This is a genomic window from Brevibacterium sp. FME37, assembly GCF_014897485.1.
Classification (GTDB): Bacteria; Actinomycetota; Actinomycetes; order Actinomycetales; family Brevibacteriaceae; genus Brevibacterium.
The window spans coordinates 94,482-121,231 of record NZ_JABUYE010000014.1 but is presented as its reverse complement, the minus strand read 5'-3'; the positions used below and the strand labels follow the sequence as shown (position 1 = coordinate 121,231).

General features: G+C 63.2%; 23 protein-coding genes. 18 read left to right on the top strand and 5 right to left on the bottom strand.

The window, feature by feature from the left end; translation table 11 throughout:
* The first annotated feature begins 136 nt into the window (after positions 1-136).
* A complete protein-coding gene (locus INT29_RS15580) occupies positions 137-583 on the top strand; it encodes a zinc-binding dehydrogenase (RefSeq protein WP_319020923.1) in 447 nt (148 codons plus the stop codon).
* 19 nt (positions 584-602) lie between these two features.
* On the opposite strand, the gene INT29_RS15575 is transcribed toward INT29_RS15580, so the two are convergent.
* Positions 603-1,217 (bottom strand): TetR/AcrR family transcriptional regulator, encoded by a 615-nt coding sequence (locus tag INT29_RS15575; protein ID WP_069601284.1) that lies wholly within the window; start codon positions 1,215-1,217, stop codon positions 603-605.
* Between the two features lie 156 nt (positions 1,218-1,373).
* On the opposite strand from INT29_RS15575, the gene INT29_RS15570 reads away from it, so the two are divergent.
* The 4 genes from INT29_RS15570 to cls all read left to right on the top strand — a co-directional run bounded on the left by INT29_RS15570 (position 1,374) and on the right by cls (position 7,916).
* Complete coding sequence (locus INT29_RS15570) at positions 1,374-2,987, top strand: carboxyl transferase domain-containing protein (protein WP_193072269.1); 1,614 nt, start codon at positions 1,374-1,376, stop codon at positions 2,985-2,987.
* Positions 2,988-2,995: 8 nt separating this feature from the next.
* The gene (locus tag INT29_RS15565; RefSeq protein WP_193072267.1) at positions 2,996-5,056 is read left to right on the top strand and encodes an acetyl-CoA carboxylase biotin carboxylase subunit; all 2,061 of its coding nucleotides are present in this window, start codon (positions 2,996-2,998) and stop codon (positions 5,054-5,056) included.
* Positions 5,057-5,117: 61 nt separating this feature from the next.
* On the top strand, positions 5,118-6,290 hold the full coding sequence (locus INT29_RS15560; protein ID WP_101570653.1) for an acyl-CoA dehydrogenase family protein: 1,173 nt from the start codon (positions 5,118-5,120) through the stop codon (positions 6,288-6,290).
* A gap of 153 nt (positions 6,291-6,443) precedes the next feature.
* The gene (cls, locus tag INT29_RS15555; RefSeq protein ID WP_101570651.1) at positions 6,444-7,916 is read left to right on the top strand and encodes a cardiolipin synthase; all 1,473 of its coding nucleotides are present in this window, start codon (positions 6,444-6,446) and stop codon (positions 7,914-7,916) included.
* 257 nt (positions 7,917-8,173) lie between these two features.
* On the opposite strand, the gene INT29_RS15550 is transcribed toward cls, so the two are convergent.
* The 3 genes from INT29_RS15550 to INT29_RS15540 are packed head-to-tail and all read right to left on the bottom strand — an operon-like array spanning position 8,174 to position 10,666.
* Complete coding sequence (locus INT29_RS15550; protein ID WP_101570649.1) at positions 8,174-8,995, bottom strand: HAD-IIA family hydrolase; 822 nt, start codon at positions 8,993-8,995, stop codon at positions 8,174-8,176.
* A gap of 46 nt (positions 8,996-9,041) precedes the next feature.
* On the bottom strand, positions 9,042-10,502 hold the full coding sequence (locus tag INT29_RS15545) for a purine-cytosine permease family protein (RefSeq protein ID WP_193072265.1): 1,461 nt from the start codon (positions 10,500-10,502) through the stop codon (positions 9,042-9,044).
* A complete protein-coding gene (locus tag INT29_RS15540; RefSeq protein WP_180958930.1) occupies positions 10,499-10,666 on the bottom strand; it encodes a hypothetical protein in 168 nt (55 codons plus the stop codon). Before INT29_RS15540 ends, INT29_RS15545 begins: the two co-directional genes overlap by 4 nt.
* A 182-nt stretch (positions 10,667-10,848) precedes the next feature.
* Here INT29_RS15540 and INT29_RS15535 point away from each other — a divergent pair, with 182 nt between their 5' ends.
* The 13 genes from INT29_RS15535 (at position 10,849) to INT29_RS15475 (ending at position 25,766) form a co-directional block, all read left to right on the top strand.
* Complete coding sequence (locus INT29_RS15535; RefSeq protein WP_319020922.1) at positions 10,849-11,178, top strand: metalloregulator ArsR/SmtB family transcription factor; 330 nt, start codon at positions 10,849-10,851, stop codon at positions 11,176-11,178.
* A gap of 23 nt (positions 11,179-11,201) precedes the next feature.
* Entirely contained in the window at positions 11,202-11,666 is a 465-nt protein-coding gene (locus INT29_RS15530) for an SRPBCC family protein (RefSeq protein ID WP_193072264.1), read from the top strand.
* Between the two features lie 136 nt (positions 11,667-11,802).
* The gene (locus INT29_RS15525; RefSeq protein ID WP_219618845.1) at positions 11,803-12,342 is read left to right on the top strand and encodes a MaoC family dehydratase; all 540 of its coding nucleotides are present in this window, start codon (positions 11,803-11,805) and stop codon (positions 12,340-12,342) included.
* 8 nt (positions 12,343-12,350) lie between these two features.
* Positions 12,351-13,154, top strand: a complete 804-nt coding sequence (locus tag INT29_RS15520) for an HpcH/HpaI aldolase/citrate lyase family protein (protein ID WP_101570927.1) — start codon at positions 12,351-12,353, stop codon at positions 13,152-13,154.
* Positions 13,155-13,200: 46 nt separating this feature from the next.
* Complete coding sequence (locus tag INT29_RS15515) at positions 13,201-13,866, top strand: peptide deformylase (RefSeq protein WP_193072263.1); 666 nt, start codon at positions 13,201-13,203, stop codon at positions 13,864-13,866.
* Positions 13,867-13,972: 106 nt separating this feature from the next.
* Positions 13,973-15,058 (top strand): hypothetical protein, encoded by a 1,086-nt coding sequence (locus INT29_RS15510; protein WP_145997410.1) that lies wholly within the window; start codon positions 13,973-13,975, stop codon positions 15,056-15,058.
* A gap of 56 nt (positions 15,059-15,114) precedes the next feature.
* Positions 15,115-15,645, top strand: a complete 531-nt coding sequence (gene msrA / locus INT29_RS15505) for a peptide-methionine (S)-S-oxide reductase MsrA (protein WP_101570638.1) — start codon at positions 15,115-15,117, stop codon at positions 15,643-15,645.
* Positions 15,646-16,521 (top strand): nitroreductase, encoded by an 876-nt coding sequence (locus INT29_RS20675; RefSeq protein WP_257930088.1) that lies wholly within the window; start codon positions 15,646-15,648, stop codon positions 16,519-16,521.
* Between the two features lie 137 nt (positions 16,522-16,658).
* Entirely contained in the window at positions 16,659-17,879 is a 1,221-nt protein-coding gene (locus tag INT29_RS15495) for an MFS transporter (protein ID WP_101570923.1), read from the top strand.
* 138 nt (positions 17,880-18,017) lie between these two features.
* Positions 18,018-21,725, top strand: a complete 3,708-nt coding sequence (locus INT29_RS15490; RefSeq protein WP_319020921.1) for an efflux RND transporter permease subunit — start codon at positions 18,018-18,020, stop codon at positions 21,723-21,725.
* Between the two features lie 24 nt (positions 21,726-21,749).
* Complete coding sequence (locus INT29_RS15485) at positions 21,750-22,511, top strand: CPBP family intramembrane glutamic endopeptidase (RefSeq protein ID WP_193072262.1); 762 nt, start codon at positions 21,750-21,752, stop codon at positions 22,509-22,511.
* A gap of 130 nt (positions 22,512-22,641) precedes the next feature.
* Positions 22,642-25,116 carry a PhoX family protein gene (locus tag INT29_RS15480; protein WP_193072261.1) on the top strand — a complete coding sequence of 825 codons (2,475 nt, stop codon included), beginning with the start codon at positions 22,642-22,644 and terminating at the stop codon, positions 25,114-25,116.
* 164 nt (positions 25,117-25,280) lie between these two features.
* The gene (locus INT29_RS15475) at positions 25,281-25,766 is read left to right on the top strand and encodes a GNAT family N-acetyltransferase (protein WP_193072260.1); all 486 of its coding nucleotides are present in this window, start codon (positions 25,281-25,283) and stop codon (positions 25,764-25,766) included.
* A gap of 74 nt (positions 25,767-25,840) precedes the next feature.
* Here INT29_RS15475 and INT29_RS15470 read toward each other — a convergent pair whose 3' ends face one another.
* Positions 25,841-26,485 (bottom strand): VOC family protein, encoded by a 645-nt coding sequence (locus INT29_RS15470; protein ID WP_101570629.1) that lies wholly within the window; start codon positions 26,483-26,485, stop codon positions 25,841-25,843.
* Between the last annotated feature and the right edge of the window lie 265 nt (positions 26,486-26,750).

The following is a 26,750-nucleotide window of genomic DNA, read 5'->3' as shown; positions in this document are numbered from 1 at the left end:
TGGTCGGACTGATTTGCTCTGTCACCGTGGTCCCGCTCCAGCCTGACACGTAGGGGGCGGCACCGCCCTGCGCACCCTCGAAGCTCTGGGTGACATCAACGGCAAAACCGTTCTCGTCCACGGAGCCTCCGGAGGAGTGGGTAGCTTCGCCGTGCAGATCGCGAAATCCTTCGGCGCCCGAGTCATCGGCACCGCCTCGGAGGCCAACCACGACTACCTGCGCACCCTCGGCGCCGAACCGGTCACCTATGGAGACGGGTTGAGCGATCGCGTCCTCGAGATCGCAGGCGGAGAAATCGATGGGGTCGTCGACTTCGTCGGAGAAGTCCTCGAGACCACCCTCGCGGTGCTGAAGGACGGTGGGACACATGCCTCCGTCGCAGATCCCTCGGTGGCCGAGCACGGCGGACGCTACATCTGGGTCCGCCCCTACGGTTCACAGACCGCGCGCGTGGCCGAGCTCGCGGACTCCGGTGAGCTGACAGTGGAGGTGGCCCAGACCTTCAGCCTCGATCAGGTGCCCGAAGCATTCCGCAGCAGCGCGGAAGGACACACACGAGGCAAGCTCGTCATCCTCCCCTGATGTCGGATGGCCTGAAGGCTCAGCCGATCCCCAGTGCAGCCTGAGCGGCGGCACGCAATTCGACCCCGACCACCTCGGCGCTTGAGCGCCTAGCTTGGTACGGGGTCGAATTGATCATGCCGAAGACCGCATGCACGCGCACGGTCGCCGCATCGAGTGACCATCCCGGATTGGCCCGCGCCACGACCTCGGCCCAGCGGCTGACATAGCTTCTCTGCAGGCGACGAACGGTGCGCCGAGAAGCCTCGGGCAAGGCCGCCAGGTCACGGTCCTGAATGCGAATCAGCTCGGGCTCGCTCATCGCGAAGGCGACATGGAAGTCGATGAGCTCGATGAGCGCCGAGGCGGCCGCGTCGTTGTCGTGGCGCGTGATGATCGCGTCCCCGCCTGAGTTCAGATAGTCAGAGATACCGACGAGGAGTTCCTCGAGGACAGCTTCTTTCGACTCGAAATGACGATAGACCGCCGGTGCGGAGATCCCTGCACCCTTGCCCAGGTCATCGAGACGGACTCCGTGGAAGCCATGTTGGGCATAGAGGTTCTTCGCCACCGACAGCAGCTGTTCACGCCGCGCCGCCTTCGCAGCGGCCCGTGACGTGCCGGTTGCCCGGGGTGTCGCCGACTTCGGTGCCATGTCCGTCACCCCAATTCCTTTCTTCGAATTCCGCTCGAGATCTTCGTATTCCGCTCTAGACCATGGACTCGGTATTCCACCGTGCCCGTTGTCACAAAAGCCGTTGAGCAGTATCATAGCAGTCAGTTAACAGTTATTAACTGAAATGAGGATGGAATGAGAGCAGTGGGAACTGCGGTCAGTCCGGCAACGGGGCAGGTCAACGCCGACGCCCATGCCGAACTCATCGCTGAACTCCGGGAACGCATCGCGGCCACCGCGCAGGGCGGTTCCGAGAAGTCCAGGCAACGACACATCGACCGCGGGAAACTGCTGCCTCGGGACCGTGTGGAACATCTGCTCGACCCCGGAACCCCGTTCCTCGAAATGTCCCCACTGGCGGCCAACGGCATGTACGACGATGCCAGCCCCGGTGCGGGAATCATCACCGGCATCGGTCGAGTCAATGGACGCGAATGCGTGATCGTGGCCAACGACGCCACCGTCAAGGGCGGCACCTACTACCCCGTCACGGTGAAGAAGCATCTGCGCGCCCAGGAGGTCGCGAAGGAGAACAGTCTTCCCTGCATCTACCTCGTCGACTCGGGAGGCGCCAACCTGCCCAACCAGGACGATGTTTTCCCCGACCGTGAGCACTTCGGCCGCATCTTCTTCAACCAGGCCACACTCTCGGCAGCTGGCATTCCGCAGCTGGCAGCGGTGCTGGGCTCCTGCACCGCCGGAGGCGCCTACGTTCCCGCCATGGCCGATGAGTCGATCATAGTGAGTGAACAGGGCACAATCTTCCTCGGCGGCCCACCCCTGGTCAAGGCCGCAACAGGCGAGGAAGTCAGCGCAGAGGACCTCGGCGGCGGAGCCCTGCACTCCCGCGTCTCCGGAGTCACCGACCACCTCGCGGCCAATGACTCCCACGCCCTGGAGATCATGCGCGACGTCGTCTCCACACTGGGGCCGAAGGCCCAGGCCAACTGGGACGTCGTCGCAGCTCGGGAACCGCTGCACTCACCCGAGGAACTCACCTCGGTGGTGCCCGTCGACTCGAGGACTCCCTACGATGTCCACGAGGTCATCGCCCGCCTCGTCGATGGTTCCGAATTCCACGAGTTCAAGGCCGAATACGGCACCAGCCTCATCACCGGCTTTGCTCACCTCGACGGCCACCCCGTGGGAATCGTGGCGAACAACGGCATCCTCTTCGGCGAATCCGCGCAGAAGGGCGCCCACTTCATCGAACTCTGCGACCAGCGCAGCGTGCCCCTGATCTTCCTGCAGAACATCTCCGGCTTCATGGTCGGACGAGACTACGAAGCGGGAGGCATCGCCAAGCACGGAGCGAAGATGGTCAACGCCGTCGCCACCGCCCGCGTACCCAAGTTCACTGTGGTAATCGGCGGCTCCTTCGGCGCCGGCAACTACTCGATGTGCGGCCGCGCCTACTCACCCCGCTTCCTGTGGATGTGGCCCAACGCCCGCATCTCCGTGATGGGCGGAGAGCAGGCCGCCAGCGTGCTCTCGACGGTCAAACGCGATCAGATCGAAGGCCGCGGCGAAACCTGGAGTGCCGAGGACGAGGACACGTTCAAGCAGCCCGTGCGTGACCAGTACGAAGCCCAGGGCAACCCGTACTACTCCACGGCCAGGCTCTGGGACGACGGAATCATCGAACCCGGCGACACTCGCCAGGTTCTGTCCCTGGCCCTCGAACTCGCCCGTTTCGGACCTATGGAACGCCCGCTGAATGCCAGCGGCTACGGCGTTTTCAGAATGTGAGCTCATCCATGTTCAATACCGTACTCATCGCCAACCGCGGCGAAATCGCCCTGCGCGTCATCCGCACCTGTCGCCGACTGGGCATCAGGACAGTCGCCGTCTACTCCGACGCCGACGCCCACGCCGCTCACGTCAAGGCCGCCGACACCGCAGTGCACCTTGGCCCCGCCCAAGCCTCCGAGTCCTATCTGCGCATCGATAAGGTCATCGCCGCGGCCAACGCCACCGGCGCTGAGGCGATCCACCCCGGCTACGGATTCCTGTCCGAGAACGCGGACTTCTCCGCTGCCTGCGAGGCGGAAGGAATCGTGTTCCTCGGTCCCGGCGCCGAGGCGATCCGCACTATGGGCGACAAGATCACGGCCAAGAACGCGGTCTCCCAGCGCGGTGTGCCGTTGGTGCCCGGCACCAAAGACGCAGCCATGTCCAAGGAGTCGCTGATCACCGCTGCCGAAGACATCGGCTTCCCGGTGCTCATCAAACCCTCCGCCGGTGGTGGTGGTAAGGGCATGCACGCGGTCTTCGAGCCCTCCGAGTTGCCCGCAGCATTGGATACCGCCCGCCGTGAGGCCGCGAGCTCCTTCGGCGACGACACGCTGTTCCTCGAACGCCTCGTCGCCACTCCGCGACACATCGAAGTCCAGATCATGGCCGACGCCCACGGCAACGTCATCCACCTCGGCGAACGTGAGTGCTCACTGCAGCGCCGCCACCAGAAGGTCATCGAGGAGGCTCCTTCGGCACTGCTCGACGAGGCGACCCGGGACCGGATCGGGCAGGCAGCCTGTGAGACTGCGAAGTCCGTGGGCTACTGCGGGGCAGGCACTGTCGAATTCATCGTCGGCGCCGACCGCCCCGACGAGTTCTTCTTCATGGAGATGAATACCCGCCTGCAGGTCGAGCACCCGGTCACCGAGGAAGTCACCGGAGTCGATCTCGTCGAACTCCAGCTGCGCGTGGGTGCCGGTGAGGAACTGCCGCTGGTCCAGGACGACATCACGATGACCGGCCACTCGATCGAGGCCCGCATCTACGCCGAAGACCCCTCGCGCGGATTCCTGCCCACGGGCGGACGGGCGCTCGACGTCGTCTTCCCCGAAGGAGAGGGCATTCGCGTCGACTCCGGCCTCGACGCCGGGCAGACCATCGCCTCGGACTACGACCCGATGATCGCCAAACTCATCGTCCACGCTCCGGACCGGACTGCCGCGATCGCTCGTCTCGATTCGGCACTCGCCGCCTCAGCAGTACCGGGAATCGTGACGAACATCGACTTTCTGCGCACACTGCTGGGCCTCGACGCGGTGGTCTCCGGTGACCTCGACACCTCACTCATCGACAACCTCGACGAGGATCAGCTGGCCCACACAGCGACCGTGATCGACCGGGAGATTGCTGCCGCCGCGGTGCTCGTCACGGCGGGCCGTGCAGGTACCGACCTCACCGGAGCGATCACGAAGCCTGACCTGTCGGGCACTGTCGGAAACCCAGCGACAGCAGGAAACCCGGCACCAGCCTCGGCGTGGGGGAGACCTACTGCCTGGCGAACCTCACGTCCGGATTTCCGTCCTGTCGTGGAGCTGAACTTCGGGGGCGATGTCTTCAAGGTCGAAGCAGTCGCCGATGATGTCACTGTCGATGACAGCGGCCTGTGGCATGTTCGCGTCGCCGATACCCAGTACACGGCCCGCGTGTTCTCCGATGCTCGGGACCGCAGCATCTGGGTCAGCAGCGACCGCGGCGTCTACGCGTTCACCCGCACCCAGTCCGACACGTCCCTGACCCCGGGTCTCGACGGCGCCGAGGTGCTTGCCCCGATGCCCGGATCTGTCGTCGAAGTCAAGGTCGAGTCCGGAGACCACGTCGAACAGGGCGATCCGATCGTCGTCGTCGAGGCGATGAAGATGGAGCACGTGCTCACCGCACCGGCGACCGGAAGCGTCACCGTCACCGCGGTCCAAGGCGCCCAGGTCGGACTCGACGAGGTGCTCGCCACCGTCGTCGACGAAGCCGCAGCAGAAGCCGCCGACGCAAGCGACGACGTAGCCGCCGCACCAGCAGCCAACTGATCACAACAAACTCATTGACCACAAGAAATCCACTGACCACGCATTGAGCGGGGAGGAAATCATGACAGCTTTCGTTCCGGGCATGCTGCCCGAAGAATACGAGGACCTGCGCCAGGGCGTCGCGAAGTTCGCCGACGAAGAGGTCGCACCGGTCTCCGCCGAACTCGACGCCAAGCACGAGTTCCCCTACGACCTGGTAGCGAAGATGGGCGAGATGGGCCTCTTCGGCCTGCCCTTCGACGAAGAGTACGGCGGCATGGGCGGGGACTATTTCGCCCTGTGCCTGGCCATCGAGGAGATCGGCCGCGTCAACCAGTCGCTGGCCATCACTTTGGAGGCCGGCGTCTCTTTGGGTGCCATGCCGATCTACCGCTTCGGCACCGAAGAGCAGAAGCGCGAATGGCTGCCCAAACTCACCGACGCCTCCGGGCTGGGTGCCTTCGGCCTGACCGAACCCGAAGCTGGCTCGGACGCCGGCGGCACGCGGACCAGGGCCACACTCGAGAACGGCACCTGGACCGTCAACGGCGGCAAGTGCTTCATCACGAACTCTGGCACCGACATCACCCGCCTGGTCACGGCCACCGCGGTGACAGGAACCCGGACCTCGAAGTCCGGCCGTGAGGTCCCCGAGATCTCGACCATCATGATTCCCACAGGAACACCTGGCTTCACCGCCGAACCGGCCTATGACAAGGTCGGCTGGAACTCCTCGGACACACACCCGCTGACCTTCGACAATGTGCAGGTTCCAGAAGAGAACCTGCTGGGTGAGCGCGGCCGCGGCTACGCGAACTTCCTGCGCATCCTCGATGAGGGACGCATCGCCGTGGGCGCCCTCTCGGTCGGTGCCGCGCAGGGCTGCGTGGACGAATCCGTGAAGTACGCCAAGGAACGTCAGGCCTTCGGTCAGCCGATCTCTGACTTCCAGGGCATCTCCTTCAAGATCGCCCGCATGGAGGCCCGCGTGGTCGCCGCCCGTGCCGCCTACTACCTGGCCGCCTCGCGCATGCTCGCCGGGATGCCGTTCAAAAAGGAAGCCGCGATTGCGAAGATGGTCGCCGGTGAGGCAGCGATGGACAACGCCCGCGACGCCACCCAGATCCACGGCGGCTACGGCTTCATGAACGAATACCTTGTCGCCCGCCACTACCGCGACTCGAAGATCCTCGAAGTCGGGGAGGGCACCACCGAGGTTCAGCTCATGCTCATCGCCCGCGAACTCGGTATCTGAGCAGCAGAGACAACACTTCACACCGCCCGCCGAGGTGGTCCCGCGCTTCCGTACGGACGTGCCGGGCCACCTCGGCGGGCGGTGCTGTCATCTGTTGGTTCGCGGCTCCGTTAGTGTGGGGCAGAGGAAAATCCGAGGAGAAGGAGGGGATTTGTGGATCTCAGCGTCGTGACGTCGGTCCTGGGCGTGAGCCTGATCGTCATCGAATATGCGGTGAAGATCATCGCCGTCGGCGTCGTCCCCGAGGACCGCAGGCCGTCCTCGTCCTCGGCCTGGCTGCTGCTGATCCTGTTCGTCCCCCTCGTCGGGATCCCGCTGTTCCTCATGCTCGGCAGCCCCTATATCAACCGGCGCCGGGCACGTATCCAGGCACAAGCCGATGAGCTCATGCACGAAGGCGCCGACGATCTGCCCGACGTGCCGCCATCTCTTGAGGCCCCGTCTGGCTTCGTCTCGATTGCTCAACTGGGTCGCCGGCTCACCGCCCTGCCGATGGTCACCGGCAACAACCACGGCGTCACCAGCGATTACAGGGCCAGCATCGAACGAATGTCAGCTCTCGTCGATGAAGCCCACGAATACGTGCATGTCGAGATCTACATCATGGCATGGGACTGGACGACCGACATCTTCTTCCATGCTCTCGAACGCGCAGCGGACCGAGGTGTGAAGGTCAAGGTCCTCTTCGACCACATCGGTTCTCGCAAGTATCCGGGATTCCACCGCCTCGGCAAGCGACTGACCAAGGCCGGCATCGACTGGCACCTCATGCTTCCGTTCATTCCCTGGCGCGGGAAGCTGCGCCGCATCGACCTGCGCAATCACCGCAAACTCCTCGTCGTCGACGGGAAGAAGGCGATGATGGGTTCGCAGAACATGATCGACTCCTCGTACCTGAAGAAGGCGAACGTGAGGATCGGTCGAGCCTGGCACGACATCATGGTCGAACTCTCCGGCCCCATCGTCGCCGCGGTCGAGGCTGTATTCTCCACCGACTGGTACACAGAATGCGGAGAGTCTCTGGGGATCAGAGCCTATGATCGCGACGCCTACGAGCCCGGTGTGGGCGGTCAGACGAGTGCCATGCAGCTCGTGCCCTCTGGTCCCGGGTTCACCACCGAACCCAACCTCAAGGTCTTCACCTCGCTGATGTACCTGGCGCAGAAGCGACTGGTGATCGTCAGCCCGTACTTCGTTCCCGACGAGTCCCTTCTGGCCGCCGTTGTCACCGCCGCCGAGCGCGGAGTCAACGTCGAACTCTATGTCAGCGAACAGGCCGACCAATTCATGGTCGACCTCGCCCAGTCCTCCTACTACCGCTCGCTGCTCGAGGTCGGCGTGCGGATCTTCCGCTACCCGAAGCCCCAGGTCCTGCACACGAAGTGCCTCATCGTCGATGACGAGTACGCGGTCATGGGGTCCTCGAACCTGGACATGCGCTCCTTCGGCCTCAACTACGAGATCAGCCTGCTGGCGACCGGTGGAGACCTGGTCGATGACATCGCCGAGGTGGTCGTAGATTACCAGCGCGAAAGCAGCGAGCTCTCCCTCGGAGAATGGGAGCAGCGGCCGCTGATCCGCCGCTACCTGGAGTCCGTGATGCGTCTGACGTCCTCGCTGCAGTGAGGACGTGACTGAGGACGTGACTGAGGGCGGCGGCTGCGGCGGACTGCTGCGGCGCATTGAGCCGAGGCACATTGAGCCGAGGCACACGGCACCGAAAGTCGCTTTCGACGAAACTCGGGTTGAGCGTCGACAATCATATGCGCACATATGTTTCTCGACGCTCAACCCGATCCGTGCCGGAAGTGGCTTGCTCGCGGCCCATGTTTCGACGCTGAGACCGTTATTCGTCCGGTGTTTGGCTAGGCAGGTAGGTTGCTTCAGGCGGACCCGGTGACGTCGGGGCCCATCTCCTCGAGCTGGTCGAGAGGGACGTCGAGGAGGTCATGAACTCCGTTGACGATCTCATTGGGGCGGAAGGGGAAACGGTGTACATCCTCGGCGGTGGAGATTCCCGAGAGGACGAGCACGGTGTGCATGCCTGCCTCCATCCCGGCAATGATGTCGGTATCCATCCGATCGCCGATCATCGCGGTGCTCATCGAGTGGGCGCCGATCTGGTTGAGCGCTGAACGGAACATCATCGGATTCGGCTTGCCCACGACATAGGGGTCACGGTTAGTGGCCTTCGTGATCAGCGCGGCGATGGCGCCGGTTGCTGGGAGGACACCCTCGGGGCTGGGACCGGTGGCATCGGGGTTGGTCACGATGAAGCGTGAACCACCGTCGATGAGGCGGATCGCCTTGGTGATCGCCTCGAATGAATAGGAGTGAGTCTCGCCGACAACGACGAAGTCCGGATCGTTCTCCGTCATGATGAAACCGGCCTCATGGATTGCGGTGGTCAGTCCCGCCTCACCGACGACGTAGGCGGTACCGTGCTCGACTTGGTTGGACAGGAAGTCTGCGGTGGCCATGGCGGAGGTCCAGATCTTCGATTCGGGAACATCGAGGCCGTTCGACCTGAGTCGGGCTGAAAGGTCCCTGGCGGTGTAGATCGAGTTGTTCGTCAGGACCAGGTACGGAATGTCGGCCTGACGCCACTGTGCGAGGAGCTCGGCCGCGCCGGGCAGGGGATTGTTCTCCCTGACCAGAACACCGTCCATGTCGGTCAACCAGCATTCGATCGAGTCGCGATCCATGTCTCTCCTGAAGATAGTCGTTGAGCCGATGCGGCTGCCTCCTAGCCTAGTCGGGTTTGGCAGCCTGAGTCTTGACCCTAAGGAATCCGCCCTTGCCGCGGGGAATGGTCACGGTCTTCGTCAGCACGTAGTAAAGGGTTCCGGAGACGAGCATCGAGGGGATCGAAGCCGTGAGCCACCGGAACGCCTCGGTCGGAATGTAGTCGATCGGGTCGAGCAGCAAGGTATAGACGAGGGCACCAGCGGCCATGGTGGTGAACGCGACGAGATTGAAACCGCCGGTGAAGTGATACGGCGATCCAGGTCGGTTGTCATACATCGCACGGATGTCGAGATGCTGCCTGCGCAGTATGAAGAAGTCGACGAACTGGATCGCGCACAGAGGACCAAGCACAATCGCACCCCAAGAGACGAAGCGACCGTAGTTGTTGTACGTGATGTCGGGGAAGAATACGAGTACCACTGCCGGGACGAGAATGAGTCCGCCGAGGACAGGCCAAGGGAGCCTGCGTCCCACGTTGCCGGTGCCACCGCGAACAGCGACGAGCGCCGCGTAGCCTTGGGCGACGATGGAGTTGATGTTGGCGAAACCGACGAAGATGAGGGCGAGGCCGCCAAGGACGAACCCACCGAGTGGAATCATCCACTGTGTGGGATCGTCGGAGCCCAGTGCAAGGGCCGAGAACGCACCCACGATCGCAGCGATCACCGAGGCGAGGAAGAGCCCGATCATGTTCGGCCAGTAGGCCGCGCGCGAGCTTCTGGTCAGGCGGGCCAAGTTGCCGACGTTGGGCCACCACGCGAGGCCCCCGGCGACGTTGAGCTCGATGGCGAGCATAAACGCCATGTGCTTGTCGAAATCGGCGGCGAGTGGTTCCAAAGAGACGAGTTCTGACCAGCCGATCTGCGTGAAGATCAGGACGAGCATGAGAAGGGTGACCACGACGAGGCCGGGGGAGACGACCTTGTTGACGGTCTCGATCGACTTCGGGCCGCGCATCAGGATAAGCCACGAGATGATCACGGCGAGGAGTCCAAGCAGCTTGACGATCAGGCTGTCGGGGGCGAGATCGGTGCCGAAGAGCTCGTTGCTGACGTTGGCGAACGCATGCCCGCACATGATCGCCAGAACTGCAGCCCAAGCGGCTGCGAGCAGTGCGGAGAGGGCGAGCATGATGGCTCGACCACCTGCGGTGCCGAACGATGATCTGAGCGAGACGAACTGTTCGATGCCATATCGGACTGCAGGGATGCAGGGGGCCAGGGCGACGAAGATGATGCTGATTCCATAGCCGATCACTATGCTGGCAACCGCCTCTTTGGCGCCGACATAGTAGGCAACTGCGCCGCCTTGGAGGAACGCCCAGGTTGCGATGGCAAGTCCGATGTTCGCCGCAGAGAAGTCCCAGAAGCTCCAGATCCGGTCCTTCTTCAGGAGCGGCAGGTCGCTGGTCGAGCTGGCGTCATGCAGTGCTGTGCGCTGGAATCGTTGACGGTCGCTGCTCACAGAAAGCACCAGCCCACCACGACGAGAGATGTGACAGCGAGGACGACGATCGAGATGACGATGTCTCCGGTCGGCAATGGCGCAAGGACACCCTCCTCGCTTCCTGGGTCCTCGTAGAGGTCGAGGCGGCGGTCGAGTTCGGTGCGGAAATCCTCGTCCATCATGAGCTGTGGTCTCCTTTGACCAAGTGAGAAAGAAAGTCGTAGATAGGTGCGGTTGTCAGTGTGCCGCATGACACTATACCGTCCGGACGGTTCTGTTTGGCAGAAAACCCTTGACAGCCGATCACACCGGAGTATTGTAGTATTTACTTAATTAAGGAAGTGCTGAAATTAATCTCAACTCTGTGTTCGGTGCTCTGGCCGACCCGACCAGGCGGGCGATGATCGATCGTCTGAGGGAAGGCGACCTCAGCGCCGGTGAATTGGCCGAACCGTTTCCCATCAGCAGATCGGCAGTGTCGCAGCATCTCAAAGTACTTGAAGACGCTGGACTGATCACTCGGTCCAAAAATGCACAGAGACGGATCGTGCATCTCAACGTCGAGGGTCTGAGCGCGGGTACAGACTGGCTGCTGGCAGCACACATGGATTGGGAGCAGTGCTTCGACACACTCGACCAGGTGCTGGCCGAGACTTCGCCCCCAGGCGAACAGGCTGAGGGCAGACAGCAATGATCGACTCACAGAGGAGAACCATCATGAATGAGAACGAAAATGAGAATGAGAAGCCCGGTTTCACAATAGTCCGCGACTTCGCAGCACCTCGGGACCGTGTCTGGGAGGCCTGGACCAACACCGATGTCATGGCCCGCTGGCTCCATCCGGAAACGCTGGTCACACCGCGCGAATCCGTCAGCGTGGACCTGCGCGTTGGCGGTCTCTACACCTACTCCATGCGCATCGAGGAGACAGGACAGGAGTTCCCGACGGCGGGCAAGTACCTCGTGATTGAGAGACCGCACCGGCTCGACTTCACCTGGGGGAGTCCCGGCGACGTCGACGAGGCACCTCAGATCAGAATCGAGTTTGAGGAAGTCGATGCAGGCACCACCCGGATGACGTTTGCGCTGACCGGCATTCCCAATGACTCGGGTTCCGATGCCAGCGCCTACGACGGCTGGGATTCCGCCTTCAACGTCTTCGAGTCTGAGATCGCAGGCTGAGATCGCAGGCGGACCCAGGATCCAGTGCGGACCCGGGCCCCACAGCAGGGACCCGGGTTGCCTGCTGTCCGACGCCAGGCGTTAAGCTCAAATCACGACAATCGGGCAGAGACGCAGTGACACAGAGGAGTGACGCATGAGTGAGCAGAAGGTCATCGAACAAAGAGGTCTGTGGCTGGATGAGATGGAAGTCGGTGCGATCTACAAGCACGCTCCCGGCCGCACCATCACCGAGGCGGACAACACCTGGTTCACGGCTGTGACGATGAATACTCAGGCCCTTCACCTCGATGCAGCCTTCGCTGCGACCGAGCCCTTTGGTCAGCGCCTGGTCAACTCTATGTTCACCCTCTCCACCCTTATCGGGCTTTCGGTCACGCAGCTGACGCAGGGCACGATCGTCGGCAACCTCGGCTTCTCCGAAGTCGCCTTCCCCGCCCCGCTCTTCCACGGCGACACCCTCTACGCCGAGACGACGATCCTTGACAAACGCGCCTCGAAGTCTCGTCCCGGGCAGGGCATCGTGACCCTCGAGCACCGCGGCTACAACCAGGACGGAACCCTCGTGGCCAAGGCCGTGCGTCAGACCATGATGTTCGACTCCAGCCACGCCGGTGAAGCAAAGAAGGTCCCCGCGCAGCAGGAGGACACCATCCAGAACGAAACCGGAAAGTGAGCACCACGATGGCATTGGATTTCAAACCCGCCTGGCTCTTCGTCCCCGGTGACCGCCCGGACCGCTACACGAAGGCCGCCGAACGCTCCGACATCGTCATCCTCGACATCGAGGACGCGGTCAACGACGGCGACAAAGCCACTGCCCGCGAAGCGATCATCGACTACCCGCTCGATCCCACCCGCACGGTGGTCCGCATCAATGCGCGAGATTCGGAGCACCTCGGCGAGGACATGGCAATGCTGGCCAAGACCGAGTACACGGCCGTCATGCTGCCGAAGTCCGAGCACGCCTCCGACCTCACAATCCTTAGCGACTACCAGGTCATCGCACTGATCGAGACGGCGCTCGGGGCCGTCAACGTCGCCGAGATCGCCGCCGCACCCAATACCTACGCACTCATGTGGGGATCCGAGGACCTCATCGCCGACCTCGGCGGAGGATCCTCGCGCAATGCCGACGGAGGCTACCGTGACGTGGCCAAACACGTACGCAACTCGACCCTGCTGGCCGCTCGCGCGCACGGAAAGTTCGCCCTCGACTCGATCTGGGCGAATATCCCCGACCTCGACGGTCTGGGGGAGGAAGCCGAGGACGCCGTCCAATCCGGGTTCAGCGGAAAGGTCTCCATCCACCCCAACCATGTTCCCGTCGTCCGCGATGCGTTCCGCCCCAGCGAAGAGCAGTTGACCTGGGCGAAGGCCGTGCTTGGTCTCGCGAAGACCGAGAAGGGTGCCTTTGCCTACGAGGGCAAGATGATCGACGCCCCACTGCTCAAGCACGCCGAACTCATCGTCGCCCGAGACGTCTGAGCCCGGTGATGACCGGGACGATGCCCCGTCCGCGAGGAGTTGGTCAGTGAATGATGCCGATGCGCTCATCGCCACCCAGATCCGAGCCGTCCTCGTAGCGGCCGCGGACAATGGCGGCGTGGCTCCGATCGTCGAGGCCGGCGACCCGATCCTGCGCCAGGTGACCCGTCCCTTCGACGGACAGGTCGACGACGCCGAGCTGGACCAACTCGCCGAGGTGATGCGAGCGACCATGCTCGGCGCGCCCGGCGTAGGACTGGCCGGACCACAGGTGGGCATCGGCCTGTCCATGTTCGTCGCCGAAGACCCCGGCAGTCTCAATCCGGAGGTTGCCGCGGTGCGGCAACGGACCCCGATGCCCCTACGCGTGGTCCTCAACGCCGACTACAACCCGGCCACCTCGGAAAACGTCGCCTTCTATGAGGGCTGCCTGTCGATCCCCGGCTACCAGGCCATCGTCGCTCGTCCTCGCGAGATCGAACTGCGAGGTCAGAACCTCGACGGCACTGCCATCGCCGAGGTCGCCTCCGGTTGGTCGGCGCGCATCGTCGCGCACGAGACCGATCACCTCGAAGGAGTCATGTTCCTTGACAAAGCTGAGATGCGTTCCCTTTCGACCAACACCTCGGTGGCGAAATTCTGGAACCAGCCATCGACTCAGAAGGCAGCCAGCGAGCTCGGGTTCGCCCTGCCGAGTTCAATGCTGCTCTGAGGCCGGAGGACTCGCCCTCTGGGACGATTTCCATAATTGCCACAGGAGACCATGTTTCGATTGAGGCATGCGTTTTCCCGATATCCCTCTACGTCATCGTCGTCTCGTGCGTGCTATCGCCGTTGCCGGAACCAGCGGCCTCGCACTGGTGCGCAGGCGCGACTTCGCGCCCGAACACGACCGTGCGGCCCGCTTGGGCAATGCGATCGCCAATGCAGGACTGACCTGGATCGCCGGAACGCGGGCCTTCGCGGGGCCGGACGAGAGTGAGCTCGACCTCGGCGCAGCGTTCGGAGCCGTCGGCTCGGAAGCGGGACAGCCCGCCCGGTACTCGACAGTGGACCCGATGGAGCAGGAGGAGAGGACCCGGACCTTTCGCAACCTCACCACCGCTTTCGCCTCCGGTGCCCTCAGCTGGGCCCTGTGGCACCCGACGCAGGACTTCGTCGATAGGATCGACGCCAAATTTCCTGCCGGTTTCGGGCGCGGACTGGGCGCAGGCGCCAGCGGAGCGTTCGTCGCAGGCGGTGCAGCCCTGCTCGACAAATTCGCCGAGCTCGACCAGGCCGAATACTGGGAGAACGCTCCGGTCGAGATCGAACTGCCGGAGCATATCCGCGGAGCCGTCGATCAGCTGCTCGCACAGCCGCATCCGGTCTCTGCCGAGTCCGCTGAGGCGGTGCGAGCACAGTTCGACTCGGCACGATTTTTCGTGTGGGTGACCTATTCGCGCACACAGCATCCGGGTGATGATCCCATCACCTTGGACCCGCAGCAGCTCTCCGCGCTGCTGGACGTTGAAGACATCACCACGATCGATGTCTACCCCGAGGCATCGGCTCGACTCGTTGTGCCGAAGAATCAGACCTATCCCGTGACCGGCGTCCAGGACGTTGCGGGCATCCACGACGCTGAGGGGGCGGCCCCGCAGGAACTTCGCCTCGAGATAGCCGATGGCCTCCTCAGCCGGATCGATCTCAACGCCGTCGACGAAGACTCACCCGCACGCAGCTCAGACGACCTTCCAGGTTCAGAGAGGCCGGGGATGCTCTATCCTTTGGGACTCGACGGTGACGTGGACGGCTACTTGAGCCGCTATGAGATGGAGGATGAGGAATTCGACGCAATGCCCCTCACTCTTGACCGGTGGCCCGGTCCGAAGCAGCTGCGGTTCATCTCTGAATGCGGTTAGGCTCACTACACGTGCCCGCTCGGGAATAAGCACACGCTGACATCGTTGTACGAGATATGAGTGAACTTCGTACTTTGACCCTGGGCGCCGGCTGCTTCTGGTGCCTCGATGCCGTCTACCAGCGGACGAAGGGCGTGACCTCGGTGATCTCCGGATACACCGGCGGTCACACTCCGAACCCGCACTACCGCGAAGTCTGCTCTGGGGCTTCCGGTCACGCCGAGGCCCTGCAGGTCACCTTCGATGCCGAGATCGTGCCCGAAAGCGTCATCCTGGGGCTCTTCTTCACCGGTCACGACCCGACGAGCCTCAACGCTCAGGGCTATGACGTGGGAACTCAGTACCGTTCAGCCATGTTCTACTCCGATGAGGAGGAGAAGGCGCGCTTCGCCGCCGCCATTGCTGAAGCGCAGGAGATCTTCGACCGCCCGATCGTCACGACGCTCGAACCGCTGGGGATCTTCCACACCGCCGAGGCTGTTCACCAGGACTTCTACACCGAGAACAGCAACAACGGGTACTGCCGTGTCATCATTGATCCGAAGCTGTCCCACGCGCGGGAGGCATTTGCGGAATGGGTGAGCTGAGTGTCGAAACACAAGGATTCGTCTGATCATCGCAGCTCGAAGAAGCACAGCGGCTCGAAGAAGTCAGACAAGAAGCGTCCGAAGGACGGTAGTGCCTGCGAGGTGACGAAGGGTCGCGTACGCGCGCACTTCCTCGACGGCGAGACCGGACCATGGGCGAAGAGGCTCGCTGATCAGGCCTCGGCGGCAGACGACGTAGTTGCAACCTCAGCCTCAGCGCCAAAGGCTGACAGCGCGAATGCGGCAGCCGAGGTTGCAGCAGCATCGCCTCGGCACCAGGGCCCTGACTACACGGTGCCGTCCTCGATCGACATCGTTGCCGACCCGGTCCTGCATGCCATGTCCACGAGGCGGTCGATCTCGAAGGTCGATGGCGAGACACCGAACGACTCCGATCTGCGCGAGATCATCCGCTCGCTCTCTTCTGTCGCCGACCACAAGGGCCTGCGACCCTGGAGATTCATCATCCTCCGCGGCGAAGACAGGCACCGCCTCGGCGCTGCCCTCGACGAAGCTGCCGCTGTGACACGAAAGCCGGGGGAGAGGAACGAGAAGCCGTTGCGGGCCGAACTGCTTCTCGCTCTCGTCTCCTCCCCGAGCGAGAACCCGAAGGTTCCCGAATGGGAGCAGCACGCCACTGCAGCTGGCGCCGGACACTTACTCGAACTCGCACTCTGGCAGGCAGGGTGGGGCGTAATGTGGCGCAGCGGAACCATGACCAACGAACCAGCCGTCCGCAGACTCCACCGGCTGAGTCCCGGTGAATTGCTCATGGGCTGGTTCTACATCGGGGCAGTACCCGAACGCTACCGAGAGCGCATGGCGCACAGCACCAGGCCATTGCCCGACCCCGACCAATTCCTTGAAACCCTGTGACCGACTGAGACGACGTGACTGACAAAGACGATGTGCCCGAACACTCTGACGCTCCAAGCACCGAGGCGCTGAACGGCGAAGCGGCGAACCCCGACGCGCTCGCGGCCGCGAAGGCCGCCACCGCCGAATCGCGGCGACTGCCGAAGGAGATCTACGTACTCGTCGCCGCGGCCTTCATCGTGGCGTTGGGCTACGGCATCATCGCCCCGGTTCTGCCGCAGTTCGCCGCGAGCTTCAACTTCGGCGTCACCGCGGCCACGATCGTCGTCTCCTCCTTCGCCTTCTTCCGGTTCGTGTTCTCACCGACGTCGGGCCGCCTCGTCGACTCCTTCGGGGAACGCCGGATCTACATCTCCGGCCTCCTCATCGTCGCCGCCTCCACAGCGGCCGTGGCGTTCGCTCAGAACTACTGGCAGCTGCTGGTCTTCCGCGGCCTCGGCGGTATCGGTTCGACGATGTTCAGTGTCTCCGCGATGGCGCTGATCATTCGACTCGCACCCATCGACGCGCGGGCGAAGGCCTCGAGTACCTATGCCACCGCCTTCCTCGTCGGTAACATCGCCGGACCCGTCCTGGGTGGGGCGATGGCAGGCTGGGGCATGCGCATACCCTTCATCATCTACGCCGTCGGTCTGCTCATCGCGGCCATCGTCGTGCGCATCTTCCTCGCCTCCACCGCAGAAGCGGGATCTTCGACGAAGCTCGGGCGCGCTCGCCTCGAAGCGGCCAAAGGTGACCCACAGCAGGAGGTCATGACTTTCCGGCAGGCCTGGAGCGACTCCGCCTACCGCAGTGCGCTGCTGTCCGCGTTCGTCCAGGGCTGGTCGGCGATGGGCATCCGTGTGGCCATCTACCCGCTCTTCGCCATCCAGGCGCTCAAAGCCGACACCGCAGTGGCTGGGCTGGCGCTGACGATGTTCGCAATCGGCAACGCCTCGGCCGTGACAGTCGTCGGCAGGTTCGCCGACACCTACGGACGCAAACCCTTCATCCAATGGGGTCTGCTTGTCCTCGGACTGACCACCGCAGCCCTGGCCTTCACTGATGCGATCTGGCTGTTCTTCGTCTTCTCCATCGTCGCCGGCGTCGGATCAGGACTGGCGAACCCTGCCCAGCAGGCAACCGTGGCTGATGTCATCGGACGCGACCGCAAGGGCGGGCGAGTTCTGTCCCGCTACCAGATGGCTCTCGACGGCGGTGCCATCGTCGGTCCGATCATCGCCGGAGCCATCGTCGATCGCTTCGACTACTCGTGGGCGTTCCTGCTCACCGGACTCCTCGGCGTTCTGGCCGCTGCCTTCTGGTTCACCGGTCGTGAAACCAAGCCGCGCACGGGTCGGGAATCTCGCGAAGTGTAGGCCGCGAAGAACACCGTGGAGCGCCTGCTCAGGGTCCACTCATGTGTTGCTGACAACTTAACTCACTAGTATGGGGCACCGAAGCATTTTTTCTGCAGGCGATCCCTGCGTTTGCACCGCCGAAAAGAAAGTCCCCACGTGAGTTTTCTGACCCGCCTGAGCCTGCGAAACCGCGCACTCATCGCGCTCATCTCCGTCGTCGCCATCATCTTCGGAGTCATCGGAGCCGGTTCCCTCAAACAAGAGCTGTTCCCCTCTCTTGAGAACCCTCAGGCGACGGTCACCGCCTCCTATGAAGGTGCGACGCCTGAAGCCGTCGAGCAGGAGGTCACCGATCCGCTCGAAGGTGCGCTGACAGCGTTGCCGGAAGTCGAGGACATGACGTCGACGTCCTCGGCCGGCAGTTCGTCGATCACCGTGAGCACGAAGTATGGAGAGGACTCCGATGATGTCGTGAAGTCCCTCCAGCGTGCGGTCTCCCAGGTTGAGTCCACTCTGCCCGATGGGGTCGAGCCCACGGTCAACACCATGGGCACCGACGACATCCCGGTGCTGGCACTGTCTGTGACCTCGGACGCCGACGAGGACAAACTCGCGGCCAACCTCGATGACATCGCCGAACCCGAACTGAAGAAGATCGATGGCGTCTCACAGGTCATGATCTCCGGTGCGAAGACAAAACAGGTCGAGATCAGCATCCGCCAGGACGACCTCGAGGACGAGGGCGCGAGCCTCGACGAGATCGCCGGCATCCTCCAGTCCAACGGCGTTCCCACCTCGGCCGGCGAGCTCAAGGGCGACAGCGGAACTGCCCCGGTCGAGGTCGGCACCCGGATCCGCTCGGTCGACGCGATCAAGGACCTTGTCGTCACCGGCAAGGACGGCCCGATCAAGGTCTCCGACGTCGCCGACGTGAAGATCAAGAACGCTCCCGTCGATTCGATCTCCCGCACGAACGGCAAGCCTTCGCTGTCGGTGTCGATCATGAAGGAATCCGACGCGAACACCGTCGACGTCTCGCAGGAGGTTGCCGACAAACTGCCCGGGCTCGAGAAGTCCATGGGCGATGACACGAAGTTCGTCTCGGCCTTCGACCAGGCTCCATTCATCGAGCAGTCCATCCACGACCTGCTCAACGAAGGCGGACTCGGACTGATCTTCGCCGTCCTCGTCATCCTCGTCTTCCTGTTGTCAGTGCGAGCCACGATCATCACTGCGATCTCGATTCCGCTCTCCCTCCTCATCGCTATGGTCGGGCTGTGGATGGGCGGCGAGACCCTGAACATGCTGACTCTGGGTGCGCTGACGATCTCCATCGGCCGCGTCGTCGATGACTCGATCGTCGTGATCGAAGCGATCCGACGACGGCATTCCTCAGGTGGTGAGAAGTTCTCCAACATTCTGGCAGCGGTATCCGAGGTCTCTGGTGCTGTCACGGCCTCGACCCTGACCACTGTCGCGGTCTTCCTGCCCTTGGCATTCGTCAGCGGCCAGACGGGGGAGATGTTCCGTCCCTTCGCACTGACGGCCACCATCGCTCTGCTCTCGAGCCTGTTCGTGGCACTGACCATCGTGCCCGTGCTCGCCTACTGGTTCCTGCGTCAGCGGGAGGCGAAGGTCAAGCTCACGAAGGCGGAGAAGAAGGAGATCCGTCGCAACCGCAAGGGCATGCTCTCGGACTGGCGCAAAGAGACCAAGACCGCCAAGAAGGAGTCGAAGAAGCACAACATCCTCTCCACCGGCCGTCACGACGAGTCCGGCGCCGCGATGGCGGGAGCAGGGACTGCCGACTCACACGAGGGCACTCGCACCGCAACCGCAGGTGCCGCCTCGGCGGGCGCTGCCTCCACCGGCCCACGCTACGGCGAGGTCGAGGAGGAAGCCGGAGAGGTCGACGAGCTGGCGGGCATGCACTCGCCGGTCACGCGACTGCAGAAGACCTACATGCCGGTCATCGGATTCTCGACCAAGCACCCTGTCATCATGATCCTCGCCGCGGTCCTCATCCTCGTGGGCACCGGAGCAATGGTCCCGCAGCTGAAGACTGAGCTCTTCGGAGACACCGGCCAGGACAGTCTGCAGGTCGCCCAGACCTTCGACCCGGGCACCGATCTCGACGAGGCGTCGAAGCAGGCCGAACCGGTCGAGAAGATCCTCGAAGACAACAAGGACGTCGAGTCCTACCAGCTCTCCGTCGGTGGAACGACCTTCGGCTTCACCGATGACTCGTCCATCACCGGCACCTACATCGTCAACTCGAAGTCCGGAGTTTCGGCGCAGTCGATCTCTGACAAGCTGCAGAAGGACTTCGACGATCTCAAGGACGTCGGCCAGGTCGAAGTGCAGAGCCAGAGCTCAATGCCCGGCGCCCAGACCATCGACGTCACACTGTCGGGATCCGATGCCAAAGAACTCGACGACGCCACAAAAGCCGTCACGGACAAACTCGAAGGAGTCTCCGGTGCCCAGTCGGTGACCAGCGACCTAGAAGCGGTTCAGCCGGTCATCGAAGTCAAGGTCGATCACAAGAAGGCCGCGAAGGAGAACCTCACCGAGGCCACGATCGGGCAGTACGTCCAACGGGCGATGCACGGACAGAACATCGGCGAAGTCGTCATCGACAACGTTTCGCACTCGGTTTTGCTCTTCGACCGCAACGCGGACACCGTGGACAAGCTCAAGGATCTCAAGATTCCCGGAAAGCCCAAGGAGACGGCTCCACCCGCAGGCGACGCCGGTGCTGCAGGAGCCGCTGATGCAGGCGACGCGGCTGGCGGCGACGCTGGTGGTGCAGCCGGTGGCGCAGGCGGCGATGCTGGTGGCGCAGGCGGCAATGCTGGTGCAGCCGGTGACCCGGGTGCGCAGGCCGGTGCTCCGGCACCGACGTCGAAGCCGCGCTTCATCAAGCTCGAAGATGTCGCCGAGGTCAAGGAAGTCAAGACCGCTCCGACGATCCGACACACGGATTCGCAGCGTTCGACCACTGTCTCGGTCACGCCCGAGGGCGATGACCTGGGAACTGTTTCAACTGATGTGCAGAGCGCACTCAAGAATGTCGACCTGCCCGACTCCGTATCCGTTGACACCGGCGGTGCCACACAGGAGCAGAACGAAGCGTTCTCCCAGCTGGGCTTGGCCATGCTCGCTGCGATCCTCATCGTGTTCATCATCATGGTCGCCACGTTCAAGTCGCTGCTGCAGCCGTTGATCCTGCTGGTCTCGATCCCGTTCGCGGCCACCGGTTCCATCGCGCTGTCGCTTCTGACCGATACTCCGCTGGGCCTGACGTCGATGATCGGTCTGCTGATGCTCATCGGCATCGTGGTCACAAACGCGATCGTGCTCATCGACCTGATCAACCACTTCAGAGCTCGAGGGGTCGAACTGCGAGCGGCCATCGTCCACGGTGCCCGGTTGCGCTATCGACCGATCCTCATGACCGCCTCGGCGACGATCTTCGCGCTCGTGCCGATGGCCCTGGGGCTGACCGGCGGGGGAGTGTTCATCTCGAAGCCGCTGGCGATCGTGGTCATCGGCGGTTTGGTCAGCTCGACCTTGTTGACGCTGATCCTCGTGCCCGTCCTCTACCTCCTGCTCGAAGGGGCGAAGGAACGCCGGGCTGAGAAGAAGTACGTGAAGAACATGGCCCGTGGCCAGGTCCTCGATGTCGCCGAGGCGAGAGCCACACAAGGTCCGGATGCGACGGACCGTGCCGCCTCAGCAACACCCACCGCCGAGGCGGGTTCGGTGGCCACAGCCGAACGAACCGAGCGCGACGAGTCGACGCAGACGGTTGGTGACTCCGCGGTGGAGGACCCGGACGGGGACGACGCACCGAAGCACTGACCTGCTCCGGTTACAGTAGGATCCATGAGAAACGAGCTCGAACCGCAGGAGAAGAAGCGCCTGTGGTTCGAGCTCGGCCTCGTTGCAGCACTCTCGTTGGGACAATCAGCTGTCTATGCGATCGTGCGTCTGTCCGACATCACCACCCGCGGTCCGATCAGTGAAGCCCAGGCGAAGCTCAACACTTCGATGTCGCCGCGGCCCGGATTCGATCTCATCTACCAGATCCTCGGCATCGGGTTCACTCTTGTGCCCGTGCTCCTGGCCCTGTATCTACTCACTCGCGACACCGATGCCCCGCCCCTGAGTACACGCCTGGGCGTGAGAGGCCAGAGCGGGAAGGACCTCGGTCGCGGAACTCTCTTCTTCCTCATCATCGGCATCGGCACCCTGGGTGTCTACGCGGGCGGCAGGGCACTGGGGATCACGGCCGAGATCCAGCCGGCCAACCTCGGCGATCATTGGTGGACCATTCCCGTGCTCATCCTGGCCGCGGCGAAGAACGGCATCCTCGAAGAGGTCATCATCTTCGGCTTCGGTGCAGAGCGCCTCCAGCGTTTGGGTTACGGCATATGGTCGATCATCATCAGCCTGGCCATCTTCCGTGCCAGCTATCACCTGTACCAGGGCATCGGGCCGTTCATCGGCAACGTCGCCATGGGCATAATCTTCGGGTGGTACTTCATGCGTCGAGGCAGGCTGGTGCCCCTGGTGTGGGCACACTTCATCATCGATGCCGTGGGCTTCCTGGCCCCGGGAATCCTCACCCTCATCGACATCGGCTGAACTGGTTCATGTGCAGTTCACCGAACGGTAGTTCTGGGTCCAACTGACCCTGAAAGTCTCGACTTGGTGAGCCCGACTCCGTTTTGTGAGGCGGGGCCGAGAGACTCGATCCGAGGAGACAAGCGAACCGATGGCACCCCTACGTGAACTTCTGCCCATGGCCGGACACGTCCGTGGCAAGCGCAGCCCCGTCACATGTGCACTCAAATGTGACAACGCGTGCACGAAGGCGATCTGCAACACCTCGTCCAACAGCTACTTCCGCGACATCGTCGGGGCACAGCTGTCTCGCCGGGCAGTGCTGGGGGCGTCGGCGGCAGGTGCACTGGCCATCGCAGTCACGACCGCACCGAGCCCGACCACGCGTGCGGCAGCGGCCGCCGCAGGCACGGGGGGCAGCCTCGACTTCACCGCGATCGACCCGGTCCAGCACGAGGTCGATAAGTTCATCGTCCCCGAGGGGTACTCCTGGCATCCCGTCGTGCGCTGGGGTGACCCTCTGTTCCCGGACGCCCCGCAGTTCGATCCCGAGAACCAGAGCGTCGAGTCACAGCGCCGTCAGTTCGGCTATAACAACGATTTCCTCCAGATCCAGGTCGACGAGGGCGGAGACGGCAACCGGGCTCTCCTGTTCTCGAACCAGGAGTACACGAATGACGCGATTATGTACCCGGACAGCATGGACAAGGCCACCCAGCGTGCCATCAGCCGCGACGCACACGGGCTGACGGTTGCCGAACTGGTCAGGACCAACGAGAAGACCCCGTGGAGGGTCGACGTCAACGGTGCAAACAACCGTCGCTTCCTCATCAACACCGAATACGAGTTCACCGGTCCGGCAGCCGGGTCCGATCTGCTCCGGACCAGGGATTATCCCAAGGGCGACAAGGCTCAGGGAACCCTGGGCAACTGCTCTGGCGGACTGACTCCGTGGGGCACGTTGGTCTCCGGCGAGGAGAACTTCAATTCCTACTTCAAGGCACAGGGCACCTCGGCGGCGGACAAACGCTACGGCCTGAGCAACGAAGCCTCCGCGAACGGCTGGGAAGAAGACCTGCAGCGCTTCGACACGAACAACTCCGGCTACGCCAACGAAGCGAACCGATTCGGCTGGATCGTCGAGGTTGACCCACGTGATCCGGACTCGACCCCGCGCAAGCACACCAACCTGGGGCGTCTCAAGCATGAGGGCGCCAACATCACGATCGCGGACTCGGGCCAGGCCGTCGCCTACATGGGCGATGACGAGAAGTTCGACTACCTCTACAAGTTCGTGTCCAAGGGCAAGTACGTCGAGGGCGACCTGTCCCACAACATGACCCTACTGACCGAGGGCGACCTGTTCGTCGCGAAGTTCACGGGCAACTCCCCGAAGAACGAGATCGACGGCAGCGGCGATGTGCCGGCCGACGGTGAGTTCGACGGCAGCGGGCAGTGGCTGCCGCTGATCAAGAACGGCAGATCACAGGTCTCGGGCATGGCCATCGACGAGGTGCTGGTCAACACCCGGCTGGCGGCCGACAAGGTCGGTCCGACGAAGATGGACCGCTGCGAAGACGTCGAGCCCAACCCGGTCAATGGGAAGATCTATGTCGCGTGTACGAACAACTCCGACCGTGGTGTGGACGGCAAGGCCGCAGCCGACGAGGCGAACCCGCGCACCGAGAACCGAGACGGACACATCGTCGAACTGACCGAACGCGGCGGCGACCACACCGGCACCGAGTTCGACTGGACCCTGCTGCTGGTCTGCGGTGACCCGAAACAGGGTGACACGACCTACTTCTCAGGCTTCCCCGAAGACCAGGTCTCGCCGATCTCCTGCCCCGACAACGTCACCTTCGACTCCGCCGGGAACCTGTGGATCTCCACAGATGGTGCACCAGACGGCATCGGCTACTGCGATGGTCTGTTCAAGGTCACCATCGACGGTGAGCAGCGGGGCCGCGTCGAGCAGTTCCTCTCCGTCCCACGCGAAGCCGAGGTCTGCGGGCCACTCGTCCACGACTCATACAACTCGGCGTTCGTGGCCGTCCAGCACCCCGGTGAGGACGGCGAATGGTCAGATCAGCACTCACGGTTCCCCGACTACGTTGATGAGTCAGATGTCGAGAAAGGTGTTGCGGCAGTTCCGCGCCCGACAGTAGTGCAGGTGATCAAGGGCAGCGGCGAAGAGCCCACTGAGGCTCCGACAGAGGAGCCGAAGGACACCGACGCCGAAGGCAACGAGGACGGTTCGGCCGACAGCGGCGACGGAAGCTCCTCATCCGAAAGTTCGAAGTCCGGCTCGCACGATGGCGCACAGGACGCTGCCGCGGCGGCCGGAGCGGCGGGTGCAAGTGACGCCGGTTCAAACGGCGGCTCAGGATCAGGAGGTTCGGGAACTGGCGGTTCAGGCGCGAACGGCGGATCCGGCTCCGGAGGCTCGGGTTCCGCTGGTGGCGGTGACCTGCCGCGCACAGGCAACGACAGTACCCTGCCATTACTCGGCGGAGGTGCGGGCCTGCTCGCCGCAGGCAGCGCGATGGCCGCTGCCGCGCACATGCGCAAGAAGAAGGCTGGCGAGAGCGTTGAAGACCTTCCCGAGGAGTCGGCGGTGGTCTGATCCGACGGGGCCCACCTGAAAAGTAGTCTCCACGACAAGCTCGGGGCGGTCGAAATGCTTCTCGACAAAGTGTCTGTGCGGCGTGCTCAGCACTCCGTCGTCCCACGTAGTCACGGCACAAGTCTATTCTTGCCCGCGCCGAACGGGCATGTTTAGCTGACAGGATGACTGAGACCCTCGCACTCCGTCCATTGCGTGTCGGCGACGCCGCCGAAATGGCGGTCGTTCTCTCTCATCCTGACCTCTACCGGTACACGGGAGGCGAGCCACCCAGCGAAGCTGACCTCAATCGGCTCTATGGCATCCAGACGCGCGGTGGGCCTGCCGACCAGTCCGAGGTGTGGCTCAACGACATCGTCATCGTGGGGGACGCGCAGCGAGCTGTCGGATTCGTCCAGGCGACGCTTCCGGCCGATCAGCGATCGGCGGAGATCTCCTGGGTGATCGGGCGCCCGTGGCAGCGGCTCGGGTACGCAAGTCGAGCCGCGGCTCTTCTCGCTGAGGGTCTTCGCAGGCGTGGAGTCGGCCAACTCTTCGCGCACATACATCCAGATCATGAGGCATCACAGAAGATCGCCCGACACATCGGAATGAAAGCATCCGACGTGGTCGTCGACGGAGAGACCCGGTGGGTCGGGTTCTTCGGATGATTTGAGGGCAGCACACCGAATCGGTGTGCTGCCCTCAATGCTCGCGGCTGTCAACCAGTATGGTCTGCAGCCACTCAGATGGTGACGAGGCCGTTCTTAGCGGTTTCGAAGCTGATCGACATGATGCCGGGGGTGCCGTGTGGTGACGACCAGTCGATGTGGATCTCCGGGATCGGCTTGGGATCCTGGGTTCCCAACCAGTCGCGGAGTCGGTCACGATCCCCGGCAATCTGAAGGGTGTCGATGGCGACGTCGCCATTGGTCTTGTAGGACGAAGGATGCTGAGACGAGTCGGCAGACCACTTGATGAAGAACGGAAGCTGAGGATCGGCGATGAGCCCCTTGATTCCGATCTGCAGCCACTTGAGTTCCAGACCTGATTCCGGGGTGCGGTTTCCGTCGACGGCCTTGCGTTCGAGACGGGTCTCCACTCCGGCGAGGTCATCGACCGAGACGCACCAGCCCATCCAGCCGCCTCCGAGCTCGGAGCGAGCTCGGACTGCTTGGCCGAAGGGTGTTGACAGCGCGGCCGGGTGCTCCAAGGCTTCGACGACTTCGAGATAATGACCATTCGCGAGAGGGAAGATCAGGTTTCTGGTACCGAATCGAGGATGCACACCACCGTCGTAGGGAACCACACCGAGCTTCTCCGAGATTCTCTCGGCAGTCGCTTTGTACCCGTCTGGTTCGCTGGCGAAGGACACATGATCGAGTTTCATACCTCGACAATCGCATAACCTGGCTCACACTTCTTATTAGGCTCACCTAAACTTTCGGTTCTGCTCGCGGGCGATTTAGGACAGGGGGTTCATCCAGGCGAGTGTGCAAACATCTCTTTCATGCGCACCGCAGCAGTGTCAGCACCCGGCACCCCGGCGTGTTCGTCCGGTGGCTGCCGCGCCTGCTAGTCCTGATCGCGGTGCTCATGCCCCTCCAGATCCTCATTCCCTCCGACAGGTGAGTCGGCACGGGACTGTCCTTCCT

Bases quoted from the DNA above. Each gene is read 5' to 3' on its own strand.
- INT29_RS15540 (WP_180958930.1), bottom strand. From the start codon at position 10,666: ATGATGGACGAGGATTTCCGCACCGAACTCGACCGCCGCCTCGACCTC.
- INT29_RS15550 (WP_101570649.1), bottom strand. From the start codon at position 8,995: ATGGATCGCGACTCGATCGAATGCTGGTTGACCGACATGGACGGTGTT.
- INT29_RS15485 (WP_193072262.1), top strand. From the start codon at position 21,750: ATGAGAAACGAGCTCGAACCGCAGGAGAAGAAGCGCCTGTGGTTCGAG.
- INT29_RS15570 (WP_193072269.1), top strand. From the start codon at position 1,374: ATGAGAGCAGTGGGAACTGCGGTCAGTCCGGCAACGGGGCAGGTCAAC.
- INT29_RS15575 (WP_069601284.1), bottom strand. From the start codon at position 1,217: ATGGCACCGAAGTCGGCGACACCCCGGGCAACCGGCACGTCACGGGCC.
- INT29_RS15520 (WP_101570927.1), top strand. From the start codon at position 12,351: ATGGCATTGGATTTCAAACCCGCCTGGCTCTTCGTCCCCGGTGACCGC.
- INT29_RS15480 (WP_193072261.1), top strand. From the start codon at position 22,642: ATGGCACCCCTACGTGAACTTCTGCCCATGGCCGGACACGTCCGTGGC.
- INT29_RS15560 (WP_101570653.1), top strand. From the start codon at position 5,118: ATGACAGCTTTCGTTCCGGGCATGCTGCCCGAAGAATACGAGGACCTG.
- INT29_RS15475 (WP_193072260.1), top strand. From the start codon at position 25,281: ATGACTGAGACCCTCGCACTCCGTCCATTGCGTGTCGGCGACGCCGCC.
- msrA (WP_101570638.1), top strand. From the start codon at position 15,115: ATGAGTGAACTTCGTACTTTGACCCTGGGCGCCGGCTGCTTCTGGTGC.
- INT29_RS15565 (WP_193072267.1), top strand. From the start codon at position 2,996: ATGTTCAATACCGTACTCATCGCCAACCGCGGCGAAATCGCCCTGCGC.
- INT29_RS15470 (WP_101570629.1), bottom strand. From the start codon at position 26,485: ATGAAACTCGATCATGTGTCCTTCGCCAGCGAACCAGACGGGTACAAA.
- INT29_RS15525 (WP_219618845.1), top strand. From the start codon at position 11,803: ATGAGTGAGCAGAAGGTCATCGAACAAAGAGGTCTGTGGCTGGATGAG.
- INT29_RS15530 (WP_193072264.1), top strand. From the start codon at position 11,202: ATGAATGAGAACGAAAATGAGAATGAGAAGCCCGGTTTCACAATAGTC.